Origin of the sequence: Mesorhizobium sp. PUT5 (assembly GCF_052216645.1) — a bacterium.
GTDB lineage: Bacteria > Pseudomonadota > Alphaproteobacteria > Rhizobiales > Rhizobiaceae > Mesorhizobium.
The window spans coordinates 2,423,876-2,445,250 of record NZ_JBQOSO010000003.1; the positions used below are offsets into that span (position 1 = coordinate 2,423,876).

Annotated in this window: 26 protein-coding genes; 5 read left to right on the plus strand and 21 right to left on the minus strand. The window is 63.5% G+C overall.

All coding sequences use genetic code 11. From position 1 onward, the window contains the following. Positions 1–28 precede the first annotated feature (28 nt). The 7 genes from ACTDI4_RS13365 to ACTDI4_RS13395 form a co-directional block, all read right to left on the minus strand. Positions 29–427, minus strand: a complete 399-nt coding sequence (locus ACTDI4_RS13365) for a PIN domain-containing protein (RefSeq protein ID WP_442841607.1) — start codon at positions 425–427, stop codon at positions 29–31. Beyond that, on the minus strand, positions 424–663 hold the full coding sequence (locus ACTDI4_RS13370) for an AbrB/MazE/SpoVT family DNA-binding domain-containing protein (protein WP_442841608.1): 240 nt from the start codon (positions 661–663) through the stop codon (positions 424–426). The genes ACTDI4_RS13365 and ACTDI4_RS13370 overlap by 4 nt, the downstream gene beginning before the upstream one ends. A 96-nt stretch (positions 664–759) precedes the next feature. Next, positions 760–1,944, minus strand: coding sequence for an MFS transporter (locus ACTDI4_RS13375; RefSeq protein WP_442841609.1), 1,185 nt, complete (start codon positions 1,942–1,944; stop codon positions 760–762). A gap of 34 nt (positions 1,945–1,978) precedes the next feature. Then, complete coding sequence (arsB, locus tag ACTDI4_RS13380; protein WP_442841610.1) at positions 1,979–3,058, minus strand: ACR3 family arsenite efflux transporter; 1,080 nt, start codon at positions 3,056–3,058, stop codon at positions 1,979–1,981. A 9-nt stretch (positions 3,059–3,067) separates the two neighbouring features. Next, complete coding sequence (gene arsN2 / locus ACTDI4_RS13385; protein WP_442841611.1) at positions 3,068–3,895, minus strand: arsenic resistance N-acetyltransferase ArsN2; 828 nt, start codon at positions 3,893–3,895, stop codon at positions 3,068–3,070. A gap of 7 nt (positions 3,896–3,902) precedes the next feature. After that, positions 3,903–4,445 carry an arsenate reductase ArsC gene (locus ACTDI4_RS13390; protein ID WP_442841612.1) on the minus strand — a complete coding sequence of 181 codons (543 nt, stop codon included), beginning with the start codon at positions 4,443–4,445 and terminating at the stop codon, positions 3,903–3,905. Further along, the gene (locus tag ACTDI4_RS13395) at positions 4,438–4,800 is read right to left on the minus strand and encodes an ArsR/SmtB family transcription factor (RefSeq protein ID WP_442841613.1); all 363 of its coding nucleotides are present in this window, start codon (positions 4,798–4,800) and stop codon (positions 4,438–4,440) included. The genes ACTDI4_RS13390 and ACTDI4_RS13395 overlap by 8 nt, the downstream gene beginning before the upstream one ends. Positions 4,801–4,846: 46 nt before the next feature. Here ACTDI4_RS13395 and ACTDI4_RS13400 point away from each other — a divergent pair, with 46 nt between their 5' ends. After that, the gene (locus tag ACTDI4_RS13400) at positions 4,847–5,371 is read left to right on the plus strand and encodes a DUF6428 family protein (protein ID WP_442841614.1); all 525 of its coding nucleotides are present in this window, start codon (positions 4,847–4,849) and stop codon (positions 5,369–5,371) included. Here ACTDI4_RS13400 and ACTDI4_RS13405 read toward each other — a convergent pair. Further along, positions 5,368–6,252 carry a LysR substrate-binding domain-containing protein gene (locus ACTDI4_RS13405; protein WP_442841615.1) on the minus strand — a complete coding sequence of 295 codons (885 nt, stop codon included), beginning with the start codon at positions 6,250–6,252 and terminating at the stop codon, positions 5,368–5,370. The two genes, ACTDI4_RS13400 and ACTDI4_RS13405, sit on opposite strands and share 4 nt — an antisense overlap. Positions 6,253–6,325: 73 nt before the next feature. Between ACTDI4_RS13405 and ACTDI4_RS13410 the strand changes: the two genes are divergently transcribed. The 4 genes from ACTDI4_RS13410 to ACTDI4_RS13425 are packed head-to-tail and all read left to right on the plus strand — an operon-like array spanning position 6,326 to position 8,746. Further along, complete coding sequence (locus tag ACTDI4_RS13410) at positions 6,326–7,345, plus strand: permease (protein WP_442841616.1); 1,020 nt, start codon at positions 6,326–6,328, stop codon at positions 7,343–7,345. Further along, entirely contained in the window at positions 7,342–7,572 is a 231-nt protein-coding gene (locus tag ACTDI4_RS13415; protein ID WP_442841617.1) for a DUF1127 domain-containing protein, read from the plus strand. Before ACTDI4_RS13410 ends, ACTDI4_RS13415 begins: the two co-directional genes overlap by 4 nt. Continuing rightward, on the plus strand, positions 7,569–7,913 hold the full coding sequence (locus ACTDI4_RS13420) for a hypothetical protein (RefSeq protein WP_442841618.1): 345 nt from the start codon (positions 7,569–7,571) through the stop codon (positions 7,911–7,913). Before ACTDI4_RS13415 ends, ACTDI4_RS13420 begins: the two co-directional genes overlap by 4 nt. Continuing rightward, positions 7,820–8,746: a LysR family transcriptional regulator gene (locus ACTDI4_RS13425; protein ID WP_442841619.1), complete on the plus strand. Its 927-nt coding sequence runs from the start codon at positions 7,820–7,822 to the stop codon at positions 8,744–8,746. The genes ACTDI4_RS13420 and ACTDI4_RS13425 overlap by 94 nt, the downstream gene beginning before the upstream one ends. 8 nt (positions 8,747–8,754) lie before the next feature. Here the strand turns inward: ACTDI4_RS13425 and ACTDI4_RS13430 are convergent, their stop codons facing one another. From ACTDI4_RS13430 to ACTDI4_RS13490, 13 genes are all read right to left on the minus strand, one after another. Then, entirely contained in the window at positions 8,755–8,979 is a 225-nt protein-coding gene (locus ACTDI4_RS13430) for a DUF2274 domain-containing protein (protein WP_442841620.1), read from the minus strand. Beyond that, on the minus strand, positions 8,976–10,184 hold the full coding sequence (locus ACTDI4_RS13435) for a TrbI/VirB10 family protein (RefSeq protein ID WP_442841621.1): 1,209 nt from the start codon (positions 10,182–10,184) through the stop codon (positions 8,976–8,978). The genes ACTDI4_RS13430 and ACTDI4_RS13435 overlap by 4 nt, the downstream gene beginning before the upstream one ends. After that, on the minus strand, positions 10,181–11,221 hold the full coding sequence (gene trbG, locus ACTDI4_RS13440; RefSeq protein ID WP_442841622.1) for a P-type conjugative transfer protein TrbG: 1,041 nt from the start codon (positions 11,219–11,221) through the stop codon (positions 10,181–10,183). The genes ACTDI4_RS13435 and trbG overlap by 4 nt, the downstream gene beginning before the upstream one ends. Next, on the minus strand, positions 11,218–11,907 hold the full coding sequence (trbF, locus tag ACTDI4_RS13445; protein WP_442841623.1) for a conjugal transfer protein TrbF: 690 nt from the start codon (positions 11,905–11,907) through the stop codon (positions 11,218–11,220). Before trbF ends, trbG begins: the two co-directional genes overlap by 4 nt. After that, positions 11,904–13,307 carry a P-type conjugative transfer protein TrbL gene (gene trbL, locus ACTDI4_RS13450; RefSeq protein WP_442841624.1) on the minus strand — a complete coding sequence of 468 codons (1,404 nt, stop codon included), beginning with the start codon at positions 13,305–13,307 and terminating at the stop codon, positions 11,904–11,906. Before trbL ends, trbF begins: the two co-directional genes overlap by 4 nt. Continuing rightward, positions 13,304–13,633, minus strand: coding sequence for a putative entry exclusion protein TrbK-alt (gene trbK-alt, locus ACTDI4_RS13455; RefSeq protein ID WP_442841625.1), 330 nt, complete (start codon positions 13,631–13,633; stop codon positions 13,304–13,306). Before trbK-alt ends, trbL begins: the two co-directional genes overlap by 4 nt. 14 nt (positions 13,634–13,647) lie before the next feature. Then, complete coding sequence (trbJ, locus tag ACTDI4_RS13460; RefSeq protein WP_442841626.1) at positions 13,648–14,430, minus strand: P-type conjugative transfer protein TrbJ; 783 nt, start codon at positions 14,428–14,430, stop codon at positions 13,648–13,650. Continuing rightward, positions 14,427–16,931, minus strand: coding sequence for a conjugal transfer protein TrbE (gene trbE / locus ACTDI4_RS13465; protein WP_442841627.1), 2,505 nt, complete (start codon positions 16,929–16,931; stop codon positions 14,427–14,429). Before trbE ends, trbJ begins: the two co-directional genes overlap by 4 nt. A 12-nt stretch (positions 16,932–16,943) precedes the next feature. Next, positions 16,944–17,207 carry a VirB3 family type IV secretion system protein gene (locus ACTDI4_RS13470; protein WP_442843345.1) on the minus strand — a complete coding sequence of 88 codons (264 nt, stop codon included), beginning with the start codon at positions 17,205–17,207 and terminating at the stop codon, positions 16,944–16,946. Further along, positions 17,207–17,530 (minus strand): TrbC/VirB2 family protein, encoded by a 324-nt coding sequence (locus ACTDI4_RS13475; RefSeq protein WP_442843346.1) that lies wholly within the window; start codon positions 17,528–17,530, stop codon positions 17,207–17,209. Before ACTDI4_RS13475 ends, ACTDI4_RS13470 begins: the two co-directional genes overlap by 1 nt. A gap of 134 nt (positions 17,531–17,664) precedes the next feature. After that, on the minus strand, positions 17,665–18,621 hold the full coding sequence (trbB, locus tag ACTDI4_RS13480; protein ID WP_442843347.1) for a P-type conjugative transfer ATPase TrbB: 957 nt from the start codon (positions 18,619–18,621) through the stop codon (positions 17,665–17,667). Positions 18,622–18,829: 208 nt separating this feature from the next. After that, positions 18,830–19,273: a CopG family transcriptional regulator gene (locus tag ACTDI4_RS13485; protein ID WP_442841628.1), complete on the minus strand. Its 444-nt coding sequence runs from the start codon at positions 19,271–19,273 to the stop codon at positions 18,830–18,832. Positions 19,274–19,275: 2 nt separating this feature from the next. Then, positions 19,276–21,270, minus strand: coding sequence for a conjugal transfer protein TraG (locus tag ACTDI4_RS13490; protein ID WP_442841629.1), 1,995 nt, complete (start codon positions 21,268–21,270; stop codon positions 19,276–19,278). Between the last annotated feature and the right edge of the window lie 105 nt (positions 21,271–21,375).

The following is a 21,375-nucleotide window of genomic DNA, read 5'->3' on the forward strand; positions in this document are numbered from 1 at the left end:
CCGGCAATGTCGCGGGTCATGACCATCGTCAGGTCCTCACCAGGCGCATGTCCGCATCGGCGGCCGCGCCCTTGTCGAAGGTGAGCGTCTCGCTGCATCCGGCCAGACGGCCGGCATGGGCGATCAGCGCATCGGAAAAGTCCGCTTTCGTGGCCCGATAGGTTGCCAGCGCCAGATAGCCGGCATCGGTGCGCTCGACCACGATCTCTCGTGCGCGCAACAGCGTTTCCACCGTGTCGGCAATAGCTTGCCGCGACATCCTGTAGGCGCGCGTCAGCACCCATACCGTCTCGACAAGCACGACCTGCGAGATGAAGCCCGGCGCATCCGGGGTAAAGGCGTCGATGATCCGCGAGGCGGCGGGCGACTGAACCTCGTCGTCCTGCGCGAGGTAGCGGACGAGGATATTGGTATCGACGCCGATCATTCGCCGGTCGCTCCGGCCACGATCGCCGCCTGCATGTCGTCCAGGCTGACGGGCTTGGCAGGACGCGGAACGATCCCTTTCAGCGATTTGATCGAATAAGAAGCAGGCACGACAGCGTAGTGGCCGTCCTCCATCCGGATGAAATCTACTCGATCTCCGGTGGTCAGGCCCATATCGGACCGGACCTGCTGAGGAATCGTAATCTGCCCCTTGGAGGTGATGGTAGCCGTTGGCATAACTTAAATCCTTACCCTGTGTAAGGAACAAAGTAATGCGCAATTCTCCTCACGTCAAGAATGCGGTTGGGCCAGCCGCGGTAAGGGCAGTGCATGTCAATTTCGCTTGAGCAGGGCAAAGAGAACCAGCACCAGCAGCACGTTCGCGATGGCAACGACGAAAAGTACGGCAAGAGCGCCATCTGCCCCAAAGCCATCAATCAGCAACGCACCGACAGACGGGGCCGCCGCCTGCATGATAAGGCTCGGCATGGCGATACGGCCCATGATCGAGGCATAGCGATCTTCTCCGAAGATGGCGAGCGGAAGCGTGCCGCGGGCAATCGACTCGATGCCGATACCCATGCCGTAGAAGATGAGCGCAGCGGCCACGACCGGAAAGCCACCCCAAAGAAGACCGACGCCGATCGCGACGAAAATGGCGGATGCAAACTTGGTCCAGATGGGATGATGGAATCGGCTTATGAGCATTTCGATAGCGCGAGCGCCGACCTGCGAAGGGCCGACTATCGCGCCGAGCGCGACGGCGGCCGCAAGGGCAATCTCGCGGGCTTGAAGGATCGTCAGCAAATGAACGGAAAGAGTCGCGGAAATTACCGAGCCAATAGTGATGACTAATGCCACGAGCACGAACACCAGGCGCGATTCCGCCGGTATCGGCCGCACGCGCGTCGTGACTTCGCCGCTCTCGACTGCCGCAACGATCTTGAAATCACGCTTCGGCTCTTTCGGTAGGGCGAAGACGTAGAGCGGCAGCAGCACGGCGATATGAATGCCGGCATAGATCAGGCAGGCGTTGCGCCAGCCAAATTCGGATACGAAAAGGGCCGAGAGCGGCCAGCAAACGGTGCTGGCAAACCCGCCAAACAATGTCAGCGTAGCGATGGCCGTGCGGGCGCGCTGGCCGTAGAGCCTGCCAAGGGTCGCGAACGCCGCATCATATAGGCCGGCACCCATTCCAATCCCGAGCACCAGCCAAGAAATCACGTAGAGCGGCAGATTGGGAGACAGCGCGAGGCCGGCCAGACCGAGAGCAAGAAAGACGGCGCTCGCAGCAAGGACCAGGCGGCCGCCGAGTTGCTGGATAGTGTCGCCCACACGCGGCGAGACGATGCCGGCGACCAGCAGGCCCAGCGACAGACCGCCGACGACCCAGGCAAGCGGCCAGCCGGTATCGCTCGCAATTGGCTGCGCAAGAACCGCCAACAGGTAGTAGGACGATCCCCACGCCAGAATCTGCGCCACGCCGAGAACCGGAATGACGACCAGCAGGCTTGGCATAGGCGATGTGGTCGCCACCGGCTCCGAGACAGGACTATTCACGCGGGAGCCTCGCGGCCAATCGTTCCGCCTCGATAGGGGTGGAGCTATGGCCGCCGCGCTCATACCACCCCTTTGAGCGGTTCACGATCCAGACGACCGAGAGCATGACCGGCACCTCGATCAGCACCCCAACCACGGTTGCCAGCGCGGCCCCGGAGTGGAATCCGAACAGACTTATGGCGGCGGCAACCGCCAGCTCGAAGAAGTTGGATGCACCGATCAGGGCCGAGGGGCCGGCCACGTTATGTTGTTCGCCCACGGCGCGGTTGAGCAGGTAGGCCAGCCCCGAGTTGAAATAGACCTGGATCAGAATTGGAACCGCCAGCAGGGCAATGATGAGCGGTTGCGCGATGATCTGTTCGCCTTGGAAGCCGAACAGCAGCACCAGCGTCACCAGCAGGGCGACCAGCGACAGCGGCCCGAGCTTCGCCAGCAACGCGGCGAGCGCCGCCGGGCCGCTGGTGGCGAGCAGCCGTCGCCGGATGATCTGCGCCACGATCACCGGAATGACGATGTAGAGCACGACCGACAGGACCAGCGTTCCCCACGGCACGATGATCGCCGAGAGGCCGAGCAGCAGGCCGACGATGGGGGCGAAGGCCACCACCATAATCGCGTCGTTAAGCGCAACCTGGCTCAGCGTGAAATGCGGCTCGCCCTTGGTCAGATTGGACCAGACGAACACCATTGCGGTGCAGGGCGCGGCCGCCAGGATGATGAGGCCGGCGATATAGCTGTCGATCTGGTCGGCTGGCAGATATGGCCGGAACAGCCAGCCGATGAACAGCCAACCGAGCAGCGCCATCGAAAAGGGCTTGATCGCCCAATTGATGAACAACGTCACGCCGATGCCGCGCCAGTGCCGGCCGACTTCACCGAGGGCGGCGAAGTCGATCTTGAGCAGCATGGGAATGACCATGAGCCAGATCAACACCGCGACGGGCAGATTGACCTTGGCGATTTCGAGCGCGCCGACAGCTTGGAACGCGTCGGAGAACCAATGTCCAAGCGCGATGCCGACGACGATACAGAGGGCCACCCAAAGGGTGAGGTAGCGTTCAAAAGTGGACATGGGGAATCCTCAGAAACCAATGCTGCGAGAGAGCAGCGGCGCACTTGCCGGGCACAGGCTCGCCGCCTGCCGGATCGCCAGCACGGCGGCCGGCGCGGCTTGCCGCCCCACGACCTTGAAACCGATCTTCTCGAAGAAAGGTGCCGCCGAGCTTGTCAGCAGCCATGCGGTGCGCGCGCCCTCACGATAGGCGCGATAGAGCAGCAGCGGCACGATGTTGCGGCCAATGCCCTTGCCGCGAAACGCCGGCAGGACGGCGACCGAGCGTAGCAGGACATGTTCGCCAAGGAGCTCGAGGCCGCCATAGGCCACGGTTGCACCGTCGAGCGTCGAGAAAACATAGAAGGTGCGTCCCGCATTGGTGAGATCGTCCACCGGCAAGCCTTCGGCCGTCAGTGCGCCGACAAGACCCGCATCATTGGCGGCGACGAGCTGATCCTTGAGGAAGGGCGCACCTTCCTCCTTCAGGAGACTCGCAACAGGCGCATCCGGCAGCAGATCGGTGGCAACATCCGATGGCCGGCAAAGAGCTATGCCCTTCGGCGTCACGACGAGGGACCGGTTGATAAGGATGGGATGCGCCATCATCGCATTGAGCAGATCGCTGTCGCTCAAGCCCGGATCGTCCAGTCCGAGTTCGCCATAAGGCGCCCCCTTCTTGCGAAGGACCGCCCGGACGGTCAGCCCCGCGCGCGCGATGAGGTCGGCCAGCTCCGAACGTGTCGGCGGCGTCTTGAGATATTCGACCACTTGGGGCGCAAGGCCGTAATGCCGGATCAGGGCGAGCGTGTTGCGGGAGGTTCCGCAATCGGGGTTGTGGTAGATGACGACGCTCATTACCGCCTCATGCCGCGCTGCCGCGTGGCGAGCTTGCGCCTTCGGACTGGCCGATTTCGACAAGGCGGGTGCGCAGCGTCGATTTGTCGAGGCTGGCGAAGGGGAGCGCGGCAAAGATCGCGATGCGGTTCCTCAGATAGCGGAACGCGGTCACGAAGGCCGTTTGCCGGGCAATCTCCGGACCTTCGACGACGGCGGGGTCTTCGATCCCCCAATGCGCCGTCATCGGCTGGCCCGGCCAGACCGGGCAGGCTTCGCCAGCGGCGTTGTCGCAGACGGTGAACACGAAATCCATGACCGGGGCGTCAGGGGCCGCAAATTCGTTCCATGCCTTCGAGCGCAGGCCCTCGGTGGGATAGTCGAAATTAGCGAGGGTCGTGATGGCGAGCGGATTGACCGCCCCCTTGGGCTGGCTTCCGGCCGAGTAGGCGCGGAAGCGGCCCGCGCCATCCTTGTTCAAGATGCTTTCGGCCAAGATCGAGCGGGCCGAGTTCCCGGTGCAGAGGAACAGGACATTGAAGATGCGTTCGGGCGTGGCGTTGTCAGGCATGGGCGGTTTCCGTGGCGGGTTCACAACAGGCGATGAGCTTGCTCGCGACCGGGTTGCACACGGCCGGGTGGCCCTGGCAGCAGTCGCGCATGAGAAAGTCGAGCAGACCGGAAAGCGCCGGATAGGAGGCGCTGTAGATGATCGAGCGCCCGTCGCGGCGCGACTCTACGAGGCCGGCTTGTTCAAGGTGGCTTAGATGGAAGGACATGCGCGACGACGATGCGCTGTCCATCGCTTCCCCGATCGCGCCGGCCGGCATCCCTTCGGGGCCGGCCGTCACCAGCAGGCGCACGATGCGTAGCCGGGTTTCCTGCGAGAGCGCGGCGAAGGCGGAGAGGGCTTGCTTTTCATCCATGATCGTCTCAATATCTCAAGAGTTATTGAATCATGGATACATCAACATGAACGCCCCCGCTACCCCCGCAGTTATCGAATTTGATGGTGACGCCTCGCTCGGCGCGATCCTGGCCGCGCTGGAATGCTATGGCGAGAAGCCGCTTGTGCTCGACTATGGCGGCCGAACGATCCGCCCAGGCTATCACGTTACAGAGGTCAAGGCCGGTTCGTTCGTCACGCTCGATTGCGGCGGCAATCCCGACGCCTGGCGCGAGACGATTTTGCAGGTGGAAGACCTTGGCCCCGAGGGCAAGCATGAGTTCATGGCGGTTGGCAAGTTCCGGGGGATACTCGCCAAGGTGGCCGAGCGCGTCACGCTCGACCCCGACGCCCGGCTGACTTTCGAGGTTGGCCCGCCAGAGCTGCCCATGCAGGTGTTCGATGTTGACACCCTGCGTTTTGATGCCGACAGGGTTGTTTTGCGCCTCGCCCCCCGCCCCGCCATCTGCAAACCGAGGCATCGGGCAGCTCACACGGCGGCCGACGCTGCATGTTGTGGGCCAGCGATCCAAAAGCCTTGCTGCGGCTAGGCTGTTGGCTCGTTCGCTCGAACCATCTTCGACACGATCGCGGCTAGGCTGTCTGCAAGGCGAGTTGGCGCGGCGGCTGATCGGGTAAGTACGAGGGCGGTTTCCCCGAGTTGCGGAAGGGTGGCATCGGAAAGTCGCCTGACTCGATCGGTGAATGCGCCTTGCGGCAGGACGCCGACAGCGATGCCGGCCGAGATAGCGGCTCGAACACCGGCGACGCTTTCGGTTGTGCAGATGATCTCATAGCTCACTCCCGCCCGTTGCAGCAGATCGAGGCAGCGTTCCCGCCACCAGCATGCCCGATCGAACAGGGCAACGGGCAGCGGGCGACGGTGCTCGACTTCATGAAAAGCCGAACCGGCCCAAATGGCGGCTTCACGGTGAACGACAATGTCGTCAGACGCGACATTCTCGGGTGCGTGAAGTGCAATATCCAGATCGCCCGCTGCGAGCGCAGCAGGAAACTCAACACTCGCGCCGCACCGCAAGAGGATGCGAGCGCCGGGTTGCTCTTGCGAGAATCCGGACAAGATCGAAGGAAGCAGGGTGTCGCTGTATTCTTCGGGCATGCCGAGGCGAATTTCACCCTTGTTGTCCGGCCCCCGCATTGCGATGACGGCCTGATCGAGCGATTCAACGACCTGACGCGCGATCGGCAGCAACTGTTCGCCACGCGTCGTAAGAGAAACGCCTCGCCCATGCCGATCAAACAATTGCTGGGCGACAATCTCCTCGAGTTTTTGCACTTGAAGGCTGACGGCCGATTGCGTGCGGAGCAGACGCGCCGCGCCGCCGCTGACGCTGCCGGCCTTGGCAACCGCCAAGAAGCTACGCAGCAGATCGCTATCGAGTTGCGGAAACGTGGTATCGTCTTGGCTCATAGCAAGTATTTATACTATTCGTTTCATAAATGGAAGCGTTCTCCTTAGACTGCCTATCAACAGGATGGTGGTCATGAACATTGCGCTTCCGAATCCACAAAAGCCGATCATGTGGGCGACGGCGGCCATTGCCACGGTCGCGGTCGTGGTTCTCTGGCCGGAGAAGGCACAGCAGACGGTGCGCTTCGTGCTGGAGAGCTTTGTCAGCGTGGCACCGACGATCGCCATCGGGATTATCCTCTCGGCGTGGGTCGCCGCGAGCGGAGCCGGCGCCGTCACGTCAAAATGGTTCGAGGGCCGACCTGCCTCGACTATCGTGATCGCGTCCGCAATTGGTTCCGTAACGCCAGTTTGCGGCGTGACCGTACTCCCTCTGATGACCGGATTCCTTGCCGCAGGGGTGCCGCTTGCGCCGATCATGGCGTTTTGGCTTTCCTCGCCTGTCACCGACCCGGCAATGTTCGCGGTCACGTGGGCTGTTCTCGGACCTGCCTTCGCCATTGGAAAGATGGTCGCGGCTTTTGCGCTTGGATTGTTCGCGGGAGCAGGAACGGCGGCGCTCACAGGCACAAACATGGTCCAGCGTCCGCTACGCGCGTCATGGATCACGACTGGCAGCGAATGTGGCACCTGCGCTCCAGCCGAGTTCGCATTCCGCATCTGGCAGGAACCCGCCCGGATGCGAATTTTTCACCGGGAGCTCCTGTCGATGACGAGGCTGATCGCCCTATGCCTCGCCTTCGCCTTTTCAGCGGAATTTCTGCTGCGTGATCTCCTGCCGCCGCATCTCGTCGCAACTTATGTCGGGGAAGGTTCCATCTATGCGATCCCGCTCGCCGTTATGGTCGGTGCGCCGATGTATCTGGATGGCTACGCCGCGCTACCGCTGGTTCGCGGGCTGCTCGACCTTGGCATGTCGCCAGGCGCTGCGATGGCTTTTCTCGTGTCGGGTGGCGCGGTCAGCATCTGGGGTGTCATGGCCGTGGTGGCGGTTCTCCGGCCCTCGACGATCGCGCTGTTCGTGACGCTTGCCGTAGTTGGCTCGCTGGCGATCGGATATGTTTTCGACTGGATTTGGGCGGTACTGCCTTGAAAGGCAGCCTGATCCGCGCGGCCATGGCGGCGCTTTGGCGCAAATTGCGCCCACAGCGCAGTCCTCAAAGAAATCGGCCGCTATCCAGGCTCGACGACCATCAGCTTGCGGATCTCGGGTTAACCCGCGAACAGGCGGATGAACTGGACAAGCGTCACGATCATCAAGCCAGATCGCGCAACAAAGGCGATATCGCTGCTGTCCATCGCGATGCTGGCCGCAAATGACGGCGCTCGGTCCGCTGTTCGGTTTCGTGTTTCAGATCGCTGAAGGTCGGGTGGCTTATGTACCGGCCGCGATGGCGGATCTCTGGCTGACGTTCTGCGAGCCAACCACCACGCCCCGAACGCTGGCGTTCGGTGAACTTGCCCGCAAGGAATACCTCATGAGCTTTTCGTCGTTGGCCGTCGCCGGCCGTCTCGCACAGGTCGGAACATTACAGCGGCACCAGTCGCATGCAGGAGGGAGACTTGCATGGAGTTTCGTCAACTACGCTATGCGCTCGCAGCCATCCGACACGGCAGCTTCCGCGGCGCAGCCGAATCGCTCGGGATCGATCAATCGCTAGTCGGTAAATCCGTTCGGACGCTGGAGAATCGAATAGGCATCACCATTTTCGAGCGTAGTCCGCGAGGGATTCGTCCGACCGAAGCTGGTAAAGCCTTCCTTGCGAGGATCGCGCCAGCAATGGAGCAGATCGAGCTTGCCCAACGGACGGCTGCGCTTGCCGGCCGTGTGGATCAGGGAACCGTTCGTATCGGCGTCATCGCATCGATTTCAACGGGCTTCCTGTATGATCTGCTGCTTCGCTTCTCGAAAAGACATGCGAGTGTTCGGCTCGTCGTCAGCGACGGCTCCATGCACGAGAACATTGAGCTAGTGCAAAGCCGCAGGATCGATATTGCATTTCTAATCGGGGAACCCGCAGTCGCCGGGTGCGAAACGCTGCCTATGTGGGGTGAAGACGCCTATATCGCGGTCAGCAACACGCACGAACTCGTCCAGGCAGACACGGTTGCATGGGAGGATTTGGCGCAGGAGCATTTCATTGTGACCCGGAACGGATCGGGGCCGGTTGTCCACGATTTCCTGATCCGAAAGCTGAGCGACTTCGCAAGCCGCGTGGAGATCGAGCCGATGGACGTGACGCGCGACATCATGCTCGGCCTTGTGGGGATGGGGCGCGGAATTAGCCTTGTCGGTGAAGCGGCCACCGGAATCCATCTTCCGGGGCTGATATTCCGTCCGATAGCGGGAGCGCAGGACAGTATTCCCTACAGTGCAATCTGGTCGAAGGAGAATGACAATTATGCGTTTCGGCGGCTGCTGAGCTTCGCGAAGATCATGGCTGGAAAGGAACGGCGCGCCATCGCGAAGCTCCTGAAAGGCGCAGCGGACTGACCGACATTTCAGGGCGCAGCTTTTTTTGCCCTGCTGAACCCCTTGTCGGTAGCCATGAATCTAGCCACCATCGGAGCGATCAGCTTGGCCGGATCGAGCGGCGTGGCCTCGCCGAAGGTTTTGGCGAGGATCGCGGCATATGCCTGCAAATCCCTGAACACCGGCGCGGGAAGCTCGACCGTGATCTTGATCGGCTTGTCGTCGGGAATGGCGGAGAGCTTCAGTTTCGTCATGTCGGCTCCTTCGCCGCGCCCCACGGCTGCATGATGAGATCCCGCTGGACGATAATCCGGATCGGAAAACCCGGACGGACGGTAAGCGTCGGCTGAATGTTGAGTTGGCGGCGCACGATCTGGCGGCCGACGTCTTCGGCGCTGCCCTGTGCGCTTTCGCGGATGGCCTTGGCGATTTCGTTTTCGCTGCTGTTGCTGCCGATCGACGTGCCGACGCCGAGAAGTGTCGAGAGCGCAGCGGCCTTGAAGAGTTGGTCCCAATGGTAGTCGACGCCATCCTCGAGGCCGGAGAAGCCTTGCGGATCGGTCCCTTGCAGATGTTCGAGCACGATGGAGGTGCCGTCCGGCATGATGAGTCGATTCCAGACCAGCAGCACACGCGACTGGCCGAACGCGACCTGGCTGTCATACTGGCCGATCAGGCGCGAGCCTTGCGGGATCAGGAGATGCGCGCCGGTCAGGCTGTCATAGACGTGTTCCGTCACCTGCGCCGTGACCTGTCCCGGCAGGTCGGATTTGATGCCGGTGATGAGCGCGCCGGGAATGACCGTGCCGGCCTGCACGATGTAGGGCGATACCTTTTCCTGCACGCGGTCGGAGCTAACCGTGCGCTTGTCGCTCGCCGCGTTGACGAAGGCCAGTTTGCGATCCTGCATGTTCTGCGCCGAACCGGAATCGAGCGGCGGTGTTTCGGCCGGAACCGGCAGGCTGGTTGCCGGATCGACGCCGGAAGCTGTCGCTGTATCGACCGGAACTGTCTGGCTATCACTCGCACGCACCCCCCGACTGTCGGTGAACAGCTTCGCCAGCCGTGCGGCCTCCATTTCGGCCAGCCGGCGTTCTTCTTCGGGATCGGCGCGCGGCGTCTGGATCGCCGGCGACGTCACTGGCCTGCCCTCCTCCCTCGCACGCAGGATCGGCCGGCCAAGATCGCCGGGTAGAGCGGGACCGAGCTTCGGGGTGTTGGTGTAGTCCTTCGGGAGGCCCGCCAGCCCATCGGCGGGCGTGCGGTTTTCCGTGTTGTGGAGTTCGGTTGCGGGCTGATTGCCGCGCCGGCCGGTGTCGAGCGCCCAAAACAGCGCGGCAGCAACGGCAACGCTGGCGATACCGCCGAGGCCGATCAGCACCTTGCGAGAAAGGCGCGTGACACGGCGTGGTTCAGGACGCAGGCGTAATTGCGCCCTTAGATCGGGAGCGTCGGTCATCGGCCCCCTCCTCGCGAAAACAACGCCGTGCGCTTCGCCGCTGGCCGACCATCGGTTCGGACGATGCGAACCCGGCGCTGCGAGTCCTTGTCGCCAAGGCGAAGCTCGGCGGCGGCAAACAGCCGATCCACGACATAGTAGTTCTGCCGGGCGCGATAGTTCACCAGTTCGGAATTACCCGAAGCGCCGATGACGAATAGCGGCGGCATTTCGCCCTGACCGATGCCGGACGGAAACTCGATATAGACCTTGGACCCGTCGTCGAAGGCGCGCAGCGGCCGCCAGGGCGCGGAATCGCCCTCTATGCGGTAGCGGAAATTCAGCTTCGAGATGTCGACGCCCGATGCGACGGCTTGAGTCTGCGCCGCCCGGACATTCTGGCGGCGCAGCGCGATCAACTGGTCCTGCGGATACTGCCATGAGACGGAGGCCATGTAGGTCTTTTCCGTGGATCGCAGCTCCAAATGATAGGTGCGCAGGTTGGTGTTGATGACAAGGTTGGTCTGGAGATCCGGCCGCGTCGGCTTTACGAGGATATGGACCTGCCTTCTGTCGCCTGTGCCGCTCTCGGTGTCCCCGACAATCCAGCGAACCGTATCGCCCGCCGCCACCGGGCCGGAGCCGACAAGCTGTTCGCCGGGTTGAAGCGCGATGTCCGTCACCTGTCCCGGCGCGGCATAGACCTGATAGAGCGCGCCAGCCGCGAACGGATAGACCTGCACCGCGTTGATGAAGCCGTCGCGCACCGGCTGCATGCGGGCGGCCTCGTTTGCGGCGCTGATCCGTTGTTTCGGGTCGGAAGATTCCGGTTTCGCCTTGCCACCGTCGACCGGCTTCAACTGGCCGGGCAGCGGCAGGGTTTTGGGAACCTCGACCACCTTAACGGGGCCGACCGGATCGGAAGTCCGCACGGCCGGAGCCGCGTCGTCATAATCTATTTCCGGGGGGATGTATTTCTTGGCGCAGCCGGCAAGCGCCGTGGCGGATACCAGCGTGGCCGCCAGCGCGAATGTCATTTTCCTGTTGGCCCCTCTCATTGACCCATCTCCTTCGACCAGTTGATTGCATTGACGAACACGCCGAGCGGATTGACGCGCAGCTTCTCGGCCGTCGTCGCCTGCTGGATCACGACGGTCAGGATGGCGGTCCAGCGTTCAGTGCCGGCGAGTTGGCCGTTCTCGAAGCGCCGTTCCGTCCATGCGATGCGGAAAGAGTCCGGCGAGGCTCGGATGACGCTCGACACCTCGACCGCGATCTGCACCTTGCCGACCTTGGTGAAAGGGTCGTTAGAGCGCGCATAGTCGTTCAGCGCTATCGCGCCGCGATCGGTCGTGAACTCGTAGGCTCTGAGCCAGTTCTGCCGGACGATTACCGCATCCGCCGGGATGCTCCTGACCTGCTCAACGAACCGCGCCAGATGCCACGCGATCTGCGGATCGGTCGGCCGATAGTCGGCCACGGCCGGCGCGACAGCCTGCGCCTCGCCGAAGCGGTCGATCTGCACCACCCACGGAACCACGGTCCCGCGCGTGGACTGCCAGACAAGAGCGCCGGCGCAACCGGCCGCCAGCGCCATCGAGCAGAAGGCGGCCCGCCGCCAGTTGTGGGCCTGCGCGCTAGCGGCTCCAATCCGTTTGTCCCATTCTTGGCCCGCCTTCTGGTAAGGGGTTTCCGGTTCGGGCGTGCGCGCATAGCGCACCGTCGGACGCTTGAAGAGGTTCATTTGCGATCATCCTGATTGAGATTGACCGACATCGAACCGCCGCCGTGATCGCCGGAGCGGATCGTATGAGCAGCTGTGCTGACGCCGTGGTTGATGGTGCCGCCACGCTTCATGCGCTTGGCCCAATCGGGCTGCGGGGCATTGGAACCGGAGCTGATTCCGATGCCCGTTCCAACACCGGAGGTTGCGGAAGACGGGCCGCCGGAAGCTGCATCGCCGCCGCCGTCGGCATGGCCGGGATTGACCTCGTTCTTGCCGCCCGTCGCCTTCCATGCTGCTGCCTGCCCGGAACGGTAGCTGGTGCGCATGGATTCGGAGGAGCGTGCAGCCGTCTCCTTGCCCTTGCTGAGGACAAGGCCAGCTCCCGTCTTAGCGACTCCGGCAAAAGCGGCCGCACCGCCGCCTGTCCCGGTCGTTCCAACGGAAGCGTCCCCGAGACCGTAGGCCGTGCGAACGCCTCCGGCCAGCGCAGCGCCGCCACGCGCCGTCGCGCCGATCGCACCAGCCGCCATGCCGGCACCGGCACGCGCCCCCATGTAACCGGCAGCACCAAGGCCGGCGGCGGCAAGGCCGGTTCCGACAGCAGCACCCGCGCCGAGCTGCGGAGCCCCGGAGACAAGGCCGGTGGCGATGCCGGGACCGAAGATCGACAGGCCCATCAGCGCCAGCGCCCCGAGCATCACGGAGAGCGCTTCAGTGATGGTCGGCTGCTCGGAGAAGCCGGCGGTGAACTCGCCGAACAGGCCGGAACCGATGCCGACGATGACCGCCAGCACGAGAATCTTGACGCCGGAGGCAACAATGTTGCCGAGCACCCTTTCCGCGAGGAAGGCGGTTTTGCCGAACAGTGAGAAGGGGATCAGCACGAATCCCGCCAATGTGGTCAGCTTGAACTCGATCAGCGTGACGAAGATCTGAATGGCGAGGACGAAGAAGGCGAGCACGACGATGGCCCACGCGACCATGAGCACGATGATCTGAACGAAGTTCTCCAGAAACGCGATGTAGCCGGTCAGTTCGCCGGCGGCGGTCAGCAGCGGATTGCCGGCGTCGATACCGACCTGCGCCACACGGCCGGGCTGGAGAAGTTCGGATGCCGACAGCGACGATCCGCCGGCTTTCAATCCGAGCCCGGAAAAGCTCTCGAAGACGATTTTCGCCAAGCTGTTGAAGTTGCCGATAATGAAGGCGAAGAAGCCGATATAGAGCGTCTTCTTGATAAGACGTTGCAGCACGTCCTCATCCGCGCCCCACGCCCAGAACAGACCGGCAAGCACGATGTCGATGACAATCAGCGTCGAGGTGAGGAAGGCGATTTCCCCGCCGAGCAGGCCGAAGCCGGAATCGATATAGCTGGTGAAAGTCTCCAGAAAGCGGTCGATGACGCCGGTATTGTTCATCGCGACGGCACCTCCTCGGTCGGCGTGGGAACCGCGCCGAACCGTTCCGGCTTCGGCATGGCCGGGCGTGCCGGCTTGTCCGATTGGAGGAAACGGCGGCGGCTTCGCGCCCATGCCTTTCGGCAGGCTGCGTCCTCCAGCGCCGCCGCGCCGAGATCGCGGCAGCGAGTTAGCTCACGGCGAGGATCAGGCTCGCCGCCCGGACGCACGATGCTGGGGGCGTCGGCATCGGGCGCATCATCGTCGCGCAGGGCGCTGATGGCGGCGGTCAGGCCCGCGCCGATGGCGATGACGGCGACCGTCCGGGCGGCGATCTTCAAGTCCATCGTCCCCATGCTCCTCAATCGTGGAACATGCGGACGCTGGACGAACTGTAGCCGGAGCCAGCCACGAAGCGGGAGAACTGCTCGCGGGCTTGTTCCTGCGCTGCCGCGCGGCGCGAATGCTCCAGTGCTTCGGCCCGACCCTGCGCTGCCAGCATCGAGGTCAGATCGGCAAACTGAGCGGCCTGCACGGCGAGAAGCTGGTTGCCGGCCTGCGTCGCCTGAAGCACACCGACCGCCGACTGACTGGCGTCGACCAACTCGCTCGTCTGACGCTGCGTCCCCTCGATATTGGTGACGGCCGTAGCGCCAGCCTTCAGCGCATGCTCGAAGGCCGATACTGATTGCTGCCAGCGCTGTTGCGCCGAGGAAATCAGTTGTGTCGCCGAGCGGTCGCCGGAAGCAAAATCGCGATAGGTCGCGTTGAACTGCGCGTCGATGTTCTGGACATTGTAGGCGAGTTGGTCCGCTTCGTTCACAAGCGACTTCATTTCGGAGAAATTGCCCTCGATCTGCGAGAGCATGGAGGTCGGCAGGCTGGTCAGGTTCTTCGCCTGATTCAGCAGCATCTGCGCTTCATTCTGGAGCGACGTGACCTGGTTCTTGATCTGCTCCAGCGCGCGGGCGGCCGAAAGCAGGTTCTGGGTGTAGTTCGTGGGATCATAGACGATCTTCCACGCCAGCGCCGGGGTCGGCGCCAGAGGCAGAACGACAGGCAGCAGGATCGCGGCGGCGCTGACGACGCCGGCGAGCGCGCGGATATGGCTGCTGGTGCGGCCAGTGCGAACGGCAATTTTCATGATGATGACTCCTCTTCTGTCGACGGGGAAAAAGGCAGCGGCTCGCCAGCCGACGCAGCCGACTGGTCGATGACATTGGTGAGGTCGGGAATGAGATCGGCCGCCCACTTGAGGCCGTTGGCTTCCAGCCAGGCTTCGAGGAAATACGGCCGCGCGCCATCGGCGAGCAGTTCGTCGATCAGCGCATGGGCGGCCTTGTCGGAGGCCGCGCAGAGTGCCAGCGCGATCGACCCAAGACCGAGCTCGAACAGCCGGTTGCCGCGTCGCGATTGGCAATAATAATCTCGCTTTGGTGTCGCGCGGGCGACGATCTCGATCTGCCGATCATTGAGGCCGAACTGGCGATAGACGGCTGCAATCTGCGGTTCGATCGCCCGTTCGTTGGCGAGGAAGATGCGTGTCGGGCAGCTTTCGATGATGACCGGCGCGATGGGCGAGGCTTCGATGTCGGCGAGCGACTGCGAGGAGAATACGACCGCAACGTTCTTTTTGCGGAGCGTCTTCAGCCATTCCTTGATCTTGAAGGCGAAGCCGCCATCGTCCAGCGCCCGCCACCCTTCGTCGATAATGAGCAGCGAGGGCCGACCGTCGAAGCGGGATTCGATCCGATGGAACAGGTAGGACAGCACGGCGGCGGCCGCGCCGGTGCCGATCAGCCCTTCCGTCTCGAACGCCTGCACGGAAGCGATGCCCAGATGTTCATGCTCCGCGTCGAGCAGCTGGCCGTAGGGACCGCCGATGCAGTATGGACGCAATGCCTGTTTCAGCGCCGACGATTGCAGCAGCACGGTCAGGCCCGTGATGGTCCGCTCCGCGACCGGCGCGGAGGCGAGCGAGGTCAGCGCCGTCCAGAGGTGTTCCTTCACGTCCGGCGTGATCTCCACGCCTTCGCGGATCAGAATGTCCACCAGCCAGTCGGCCGCCCATGCCCGTTCGGGCGTGTCGTGGATGCCGGCCAGCGGCTGGAGAGACACGGTATTCATCATCGCCGTGTCGTCGGAAAGCGAGCCGCCCAAGTCCTGCCAGTCGCCGCCCATCGCCAAGGTGGCGGCCCTGATGGAGCCCCCGAAATCGAAGGCGAAGATTTGGCTGCGCGGATAGCGCCGAAACTGAAGCGCCATCACAGCGAGCAGCACGGACTTGCCCGCGCCGGTCGGGCCGACGATCACCGTATGGCCGACGTCGCCGACATGGAGCGCGAAGCGGAACGGCGTCGCCCCTTCGGTCTTGGCGAAGAACAGTGGCGGCCCGTCGAGATGTTCGTCGCGCCCCGGCCCGGCCCAGACAGCCGAGAGCGGCATCATGTGCGCGAGGTTGAGCGTGCTGATGGGTGGTTGGCGGACGTTAGCATAGACATGGCCAGGAATGCTTCCAATCCATGCCTCGATCGCGTTCACCGTCTCCACGATGCAGGTGAAGTCACGCGACTGGACGACCTTCTCGGCGAGGCGGAGCTTTTCGTCGGCAATGCGCGGATCGGCGTCCCATACACTGATGGTCGTCGTAACATAGGCTTCGCTGACCTGGTCCGATCCAAGATCCTGCAAGGCCGCGTCGGCGTCGGCCGCCTTGTTGGCTGCGTCCGAGTCCACGAGAACCGATTGCTCGTTGGTGAGTACTTCTTTCAGGATGGCGGCGACGGATTTCCGCTTGGCGAACCATTGCCGCCTGATCTTCGTTACCAGCCGCGTGGCGTCGGTCTTGTCGAGCATGATCGCCCGCGTCGACCAGCGGTACATGAAGGCGAGCCGGTTGAGGTCGTCGAGGATGCCGGGGAACGTGACAGTCGGGAAACCGATCACCGTCAGCGTGCGCAGGTGGAAATTGCCCAATCTTGGCTCCAACCCGCCAGCAAGCGGCTGATCGGCCAGAAGCGCATCGAGATACATGGGTGTTTCCGGCACGCGCACGCGATGCCGTGATACCGAGACCGTGGAATGCAGGTAGGTCAGCGTCTCCGCATCATCGAGCCAGCCGGCTTCCGGCACGAAGCCTTCGACCAGGTGCAAAACGCGGTCGGTCCGATCGATGAAGCCCTTCAACAATTCCCACGGATCGACGCCGGAGCGCTCGCGGCCCTCGTAGAGCCAGCTTTCCATGCGCGATGCTTCCTCTGCCGGCGGAAGCCATACGAAGGTGAGGAAATAGCTCGACTCGAACAGAACGCCGCTATCCTCGAACTGCTCGCGACGTTCGAGATCGAGAAGCGCGGACGCCGAATCCGAAAAACGGCTATCCGGATAATCGGTGGCGGGGTTGCGCTGCGCCTCGACAAAGATCGCCCAGCCGGAGCCGAGACGGCGCAAGGCGTTGTTCAGCCTCCCGGTCGTGCCGACCAGCTCCGACGGCGTGGCGCTGTCGAGATCGGGACCCCGGAAACGGGCGGTCCTCTGGAAACTGCCATCCTTGTTCAGAACGACTCCCGGCGCGATCAGTGCGGCCCAGGGCAGGAAGTCGGCAAGGCTGGCGGAGCGTTTGCGGTATTCGGCCAGGTTCATCATGTCGAATCCCCCTCACACGTCCATATGCGCCGGGTAGCGCAGGTGCCGACGGCCCACGTCGACGAACTGCGCATCGCGCCGCGCCGCCCACACAGCGGCGAAATGGCCGATGGCCCAGATCACCAGTCCGGCTATCCAGAGGCGCAGACCGAGCCCGACCGCGCCGGCCAGCGTGCCGTTGGCGATGGCCACGGCGCGGGGAGCGCCGCCGAGCAGGATGTGTTCTGTGAGCGCCCGGTGGACAGGCGCGAAGAAGCCGCGAACCTCTTCCTCCATCATACCAGCGCCCCGCCGCCAAAAGAAAAGAACGACAGGAAGAAGCTCGACGCGGCGAAGGCGATGGACAGACCGAAGACGATCTGGATCAGCTTGCGAAAACCTCCTCCTGTATCACCGAAAGCGAGCGCGAGGCCGGTGGCGATGATGATGATAACGGCGACAATTTTGGCGACCGGCCCTTCGATGCTCTCCAGAATCTGTTGCAGAGGTTCTTCCCACGGCATCGAGGACCCGGAGGCGTGAGCGGGCATGGCGGCCGTCACCATGATCGTGGCAAGCGCCGCCAAGCTGGCGAGGTGCTGGCGGGCCTCGCGCAGCATGGACAGCCTCGGCGCGGCCGGCAAAACCGGGCGGGACGGTTCGATTGGATCGGCTGACGATTCCAGCCGGCCGGGTATGGTGGACGTGATGATCGCCACGGTGTCGTTCGGAGCGACAGGCAAGACATGCAGGCTCATACAGGCTTTCCTTTCGGGAGCGGTTGATGGTCGGGAGGAAGGTGCGCGTTAAGAGTGCGGTAGTCGCCGGTGACGGAATCGATCCCATCGACAAGGGCGATTTCGGCCAGCCGGCGCGCGGAGCCGCGGCCGGACAAGACGGCGATGAGGTCGATGGTGTCGGCGATCAACGCATGCGGGACCGTGATGACGGCCTCCTGCACGAGCTGTTCGAGCCGCCGCAGCGCGCCGATGGCCGTATTCGCGTGGATGGTGCCGATGCCGCCCGGATGGCCCGTCCCCCACGCTTTAAGCAGGTCAAGCGCTTCGCTGCCGCGCACCTCGCCGACCGGGATGCGGTCAGGCCGCAGGCGCAGCGACGACTTCACCAGATCGGAGAGTGAGGCCACGCCGTCCTTGGTCCGCATCGCGACAAGGTTCGGCGCTGCACATTGCAGCTCGCGCGTGTCCTCGATCAGCACAACGCGATCCGCAGTCTTGGCGACCTCGGCGAGTAGCGCGTTCGTGAGCGTCGTCTTGCCGGTGCTCGTGCCGCCGGCGACCAGAATATTCTTCCGCTTCTCGACGGCCAGCCGCAGCACGTCGGCCTGTTGGTTGGTCATGATGCCGGCGGCGACGTAGTCCGACAGGGTGAAGACCGCGACCGCCGGCTTTCGGATCGCAAAGACGGGCGCGGTGACGACTGGTGGCAATAGCCCCTCGAACCGCTCGCCGGTTTCGGGCAGCTCGGCCGAGACGCGCGGATTGCCGGGATGGACTTCCGCGCCGACGTGATGGGCGACCAGGCGCACGATGCGTTCGCCATCGGCCGGCAACAACTTGTCCCCGGTGTCTTCCAGCCCCTCCTTCAGACGGTCTACCCACAGGCGGCGATCCGGGTTCAGCATCACCTCGACAATGCCTGCGTCTTCGAGATAGCGGGCAATGGCGGGGCCGAGCGCCGTGCGCAGCATCCGCGCGCCGCGTGAAACGACCTGTCCGTCATGATGAAGCGCCACAAAGACCCCCGTTCCTCGCGGCGAAGACATTCGGGCCGCGAACGGGGATGATTAGAAGAGGCAGGAAATCGAGCTTTGCAACAAGCTACGTGTCGTCATAGTGCCGGATCGTGGAGAAACTTGCAGGATGCGGTCCTGACGATTCACCGATACTGCGAAGAACCTAGTCGGCGGCCGAATCAGCGTCGCTCACAGGCCGGGCCGGCGGTACATCGTCGGCGATTTCCTGTCTAAGCTTCGGCCCCTTGCGCAGACGCTGGCCGAGCGCGTCCACGAAACCGTCGTAGCGTTGAATCCCCTTGGCCCGCGCTTCGGCCCGCTGCGCCTCCGGCAGCGCTGGCGTCGAGGACAGCCAGTAGCGGACGAATAGGGCAATCGTCTCGATCGCAATGCCGATGTCCCGCTCGACGCGCTGGACGCGCCGGTCGATCTGGTCGAGACGGCGGGTGACGGCTGCCTCCCGCCGATCGGCCGCGTCGGGAGACAGGAAGGACGCGATGGCGGCCTCGGCGACCAGCGAAAGGGAAACTTCGCGTCTAGCGGCATAATCCTCCAGCGCGTCCATGACATCGTTGTCGAGATAGGCCGATAAGCGTTTCTTGCGCATGGTCAGAGTTCGATTCCATCGTTGGGGTCGAGCGCGGCCTGACGGGCCGTACGGTGCATGGCCCGGTCGATCGCCCGGCGGCGCACGGCGCCCGTATCCTCGTCATCGAAATCGAATTCGTTTTCGGGCTTCGGTTCCGTTTCCGGGGCGACGTCCTCGTGTTCCGGAAGTTCGGGCTGGCGACGGATACCGCCATTGGCGGGGTCGCCATCCTTCATGTCTGGCGCTTCGGGGGCCGGCTTCGTTCGATCCGAAGCCGCAGGTCGTTCGGGCGGCAGAATATCGGTCCAGTCGTCGGCGCGGCGTTCGACCGATTGCATGACGATCGGCGGTGCCAGCACGCGTTCGGCCAGGCGGGAATCGGCGTAGTAACGGGCCTTGGTGGCGCGGATCGGATGGATGCCGGACACCATGACTATGGCGTCGGTCGGCGGAAGCTGCATGATCTCGCCCGGCGTCATGAGGGCGCGCGCCGTCTCCTGCCGCGATACCATGATATGACCGAGCCACGGCGCCAACCTATGCCCGGCGTAGTTTCGCATGGCCCTCATCTCGGTCGCCGTACCGAGAGAATCCGAAACGCGCTTGGCGGTGCGCTCGTCGTTGCTGGAAAAGCTGACGCGCACATGGCAATTGTCAACGATGGAGTTGTTCGCCCCGTAAGCCTTCTCGATCTGATTGAGCGATTGGGCGATCAGGAATGCCTTCATGCCGTAGCCCGCCATGAAGGCCAGCGCCGATTCAAAGAAATCCAGCCTGCCCAGCGCCGGGAACTCGTCCAGCATCATGAGCATGCGGTGGCGGCGCTCCTTCGCGTGCAGGTCTTCCGTCAGCCTTCGCCCGATCTGGTTGAGCACCAAGCGGATCAGCGGTTTCGTGCGGGAGATGTCGGAAGGCGGAACCACGAGGTAGAGCGTGGTCGGCCGTTCGCTTTCAACCAGGTCGGCTATGCGCCAGTCGCAGCGCGAGGTGACGGCGGCCACGACCGGATCGCGATAGAGGCCGAGAAAGGACATTGCCGTCGACAGCACGCCGCTCCGTTCGTTCTCGCTCTTGTTGAGCAACTCGCGGGCGGCGGAAGCAACGACGGGATGCGGACCTGACGCGCCGAGATGGCGGGTCAGCATCATCGTGCGCAGGGTCTTGTCGATCGGCCGGCCGGGATCGGACAGGAAATTTGCGACGCCGGCCAAGGTTTTGTCCTTCTCGGCATAGAGAACGTGGAGGATCGCACCTACCAGCAGGGCGTGGGAGGTCTTCTCCCAATGGTTCCGCCGCTCCAGCGAACCTTCCGGGTCGACCAGCACGTCGGCCACGTTCTGCACGTCGCGGACTTCCCATTCGCCGCGCCGCACCTCTAGCAGCGGATTGTAGGCGGCCGACGCGGCGTTGGTCGGGTCGAACAGCAGCACGCGGCTGAAGCGCGACCGCCACCCAGCGGTCAGTTCCCAGTTCTCCCCCTTGATGTCATGGACAATGGAGCTGGCCGGCCAAGTCAGGAGTGAGGGAACCACCAGGCCGACGCCCTTGCCCGAACGTGTCGGGGCGAAGCAAAGCACATGCTCCGGCCCATCGTGGCGCAGATAGTCCTTGACGTAGCGGCCGAGCACGACGCCATCGGGATCGAGCAGACCGGCTTCGCGGATTTCCGCTGGGGTAGCCCATCGTGCCGAGCCGAAGGTTGCGACGTCGGTCGCCTCGCGCGCCCGCCAGACGGACATCATAATCGCGACAACAATAGCGATCAGGCCGCCGGATGCGGCGATCGCACCGCCCTCAAGGAAGATCGACGGCGCATAGGCGTCGTAGAAATACCACCACCAGAAGAAAGCCGGCGGCGGATAGATCGGCCATCCGGCGATTTCGGCCCAAGGTTCGCCAAGCTGGGACTGATAGCCCAAGCGCCACGCGGTCCATTGGGTCGCGCCCCAGACGGCCACGAGCACAATGGTCAGGACGACTAGAATCTGACCCCAAAGAATTCTGGTGGCCGACAAGGCTTCTCCCCGATGAACAATCGGGGACGAATAAGAAATGCACGTTTCCCATCGGAGCAAGAAGAAAGCTCGCCTGCGGGGACGTCATAGTAGCCAATCGTAGAA

Excerpts from the sequence above, each read along its gene's own strand:
- ACTDI4_RS13375 (WP_442841609.1), bottom strand. The coding sequence starts at position 1,944 with ATGCCAAGCCTGCTGGTCGTCATTCCGGTTCTCGGCGTGGCGCAGATT.
- ACTDI4_RS13395 (WP_442841613.1), bottom strand. The coding sequence starts at position 4,800 with ATGGATGAAAAGCAAGCCCTCTCCGCCTTCGCCGCGCTCTCGCAGGAA.
- ACTDI4_RS13390 (WP_442841612.1), bottom strand. The coding sequence starts at position 4,445 with ATGCCTGACAACGCCACGCCCGAACGCATCTTCAATGTCCTGTTCCTC.
- trbK-alt (WP_442841625.1), bottom strand. The coding sequence starts at position 13,633 with ATGGACTTGAAGATCGCCGCCCGGACGGTCGCCGTCATCGCCATCGGC.
- ACTDI4_RS13420 (WP_442841618.1), top strand. The coding sequence starts at position 7,569 with ATGACGGCGCTCGGTCCGCTGTTCGGTTTCGTGTTTCAGATCGCTGAA.
- ACTDI4_RS13365 (WP_442841607.1), bottom strand. The coding sequence starts at position 427 with ATGATCGGCGTCGATACCAATATCCTCGTCCGCTACCTCGCGCAGGAC.
- ACTDI4_RS13430 (WP_442841620.1), bottom strand. The coding sequence starts at position 8,979 with ATGACGAAACTGAAGCTCTCCGCCATTCCCGACGACAAGCCGATCAAG.
- arsB (WP_442841610.1), bottom strand. The coding sequence starts at position 3,058 with ATGTCCACTTTTGAACGCTACCTCACCCTTTGGGTGGCCCTCTGTATC.
- ACTDI4_RS13475 (WP_442843346.1), bottom strand. The coding sequence starts at position 17,530 with ATGCTGCGCGAGGCCCGCCAGCACCTCGCCAGCTTGGCGGCGCTTGCC.
- trbG (WP_442841622.1), bottom strand. The coding sequence starts at position 11,221 with ATGAGAGGGGCCAACAGGAAAATGACATTCGCGCTGGCGGCCACGCTG.
- ACTDI4_RS13425 (WP_442841619.1), top strand. The coding sequence starts at position 7,820 with ATGGAGTTTCGTCAACTACGCTATGCGCTCGCAGCCATCCGACACGGC.
- ACTDI4_RS13435 (WP_442841621.1), bottom strand. The coding sequence starts at position 10,184 with ATGACCGACGCTCCCGATCTAAGGGCGCAATTACGCCTGCGTCCTGAA.
- ACTDI4_RS13485 (WP_442841628.1), bottom strand. The coding sequence starts at position 19,273 with ATGCGCAAGAAACGCTTATCGGCCTATCTCGACAACGATGTCATGGAC.
- trbL (WP_442841624.1), bottom strand. The coding sequence starts at position 13,307 with ATGAACAATACCGGCGTCATCGACCGCTTTCTGGAGACTTTCACCAGC.
- ACTDI4_RS13370 (WP_442841608.1), bottom strand. The coding sequence starts at position 663 with ATGCCAACGGCTACCATCACCTCCAAGGGGCAGATTACGATTCCTCAG.
- trbF (WP_442841623.1), bottom strand. The coding sequence starts at position 11,907 with ATGAACCTCTTCAAGCGTCCGACGGTGCGCTATGCGCGCACGCCCGAA.
- trbB (WP_442843347.1), bottom strand. The coding sequence starts at position 18,621 with ATGCTGCGCACGGCGCTCGGCCCCGCCATTGCCCGCTATCTCGAAGAC.
- ACTDI4_RS13400 (WP_442841614.1), top strand. The coding sequence starts at position 4,847 with ATGAACGCCCCCGCTACCCCCGCAGTTATCGAATTTGATGGTGACGCC.
- ACTDI4_RS13470 (WP_442843345.1), bottom strand. The coding sequence starts at position 17,207 with ATGGAGGAAGAGGTTCGCGGCTTCTTCGCGCCTGTCCACCGGGCGCTC.
- arsN2 (WP_442841611.1), bottom strand. The coding sequence starts at position 3,895 with ATGAGCGTCGTCATCTACCACAACCCCGATTGCGGAACCTCCCGCAAC.
- trbJ (WP_442841626.1), bottom strand. The coding sequence starts at position 14,430 with ATGAAAATTGCCGTTCGCACTGGCCGCACCAGCAGCCATATCCGCGCG.
- ACTDI4_RS13410 (WP_442841616.1), top strand. The coding sequence starts at position 6,326 with ATGAACATTGCGCTTCCGAATCCACAAAAGCCGATCATGTGGGCGACG.
- ACTDI4_RS13405 (WP_442841615.1), bottom strand. The coding sequence starts at position 6,252 with ATGAGCCAAGACGATACCACGTTTCCGCAACTCGATAGCGATCTGCTG.
- trbE (WP_442841627.1), bottom strand. The coding sequence starts at position 16,931 with ATGATGAACCTGGCCGAATACCGCAAACGCTCCGCCAGCCTTGCCGAC.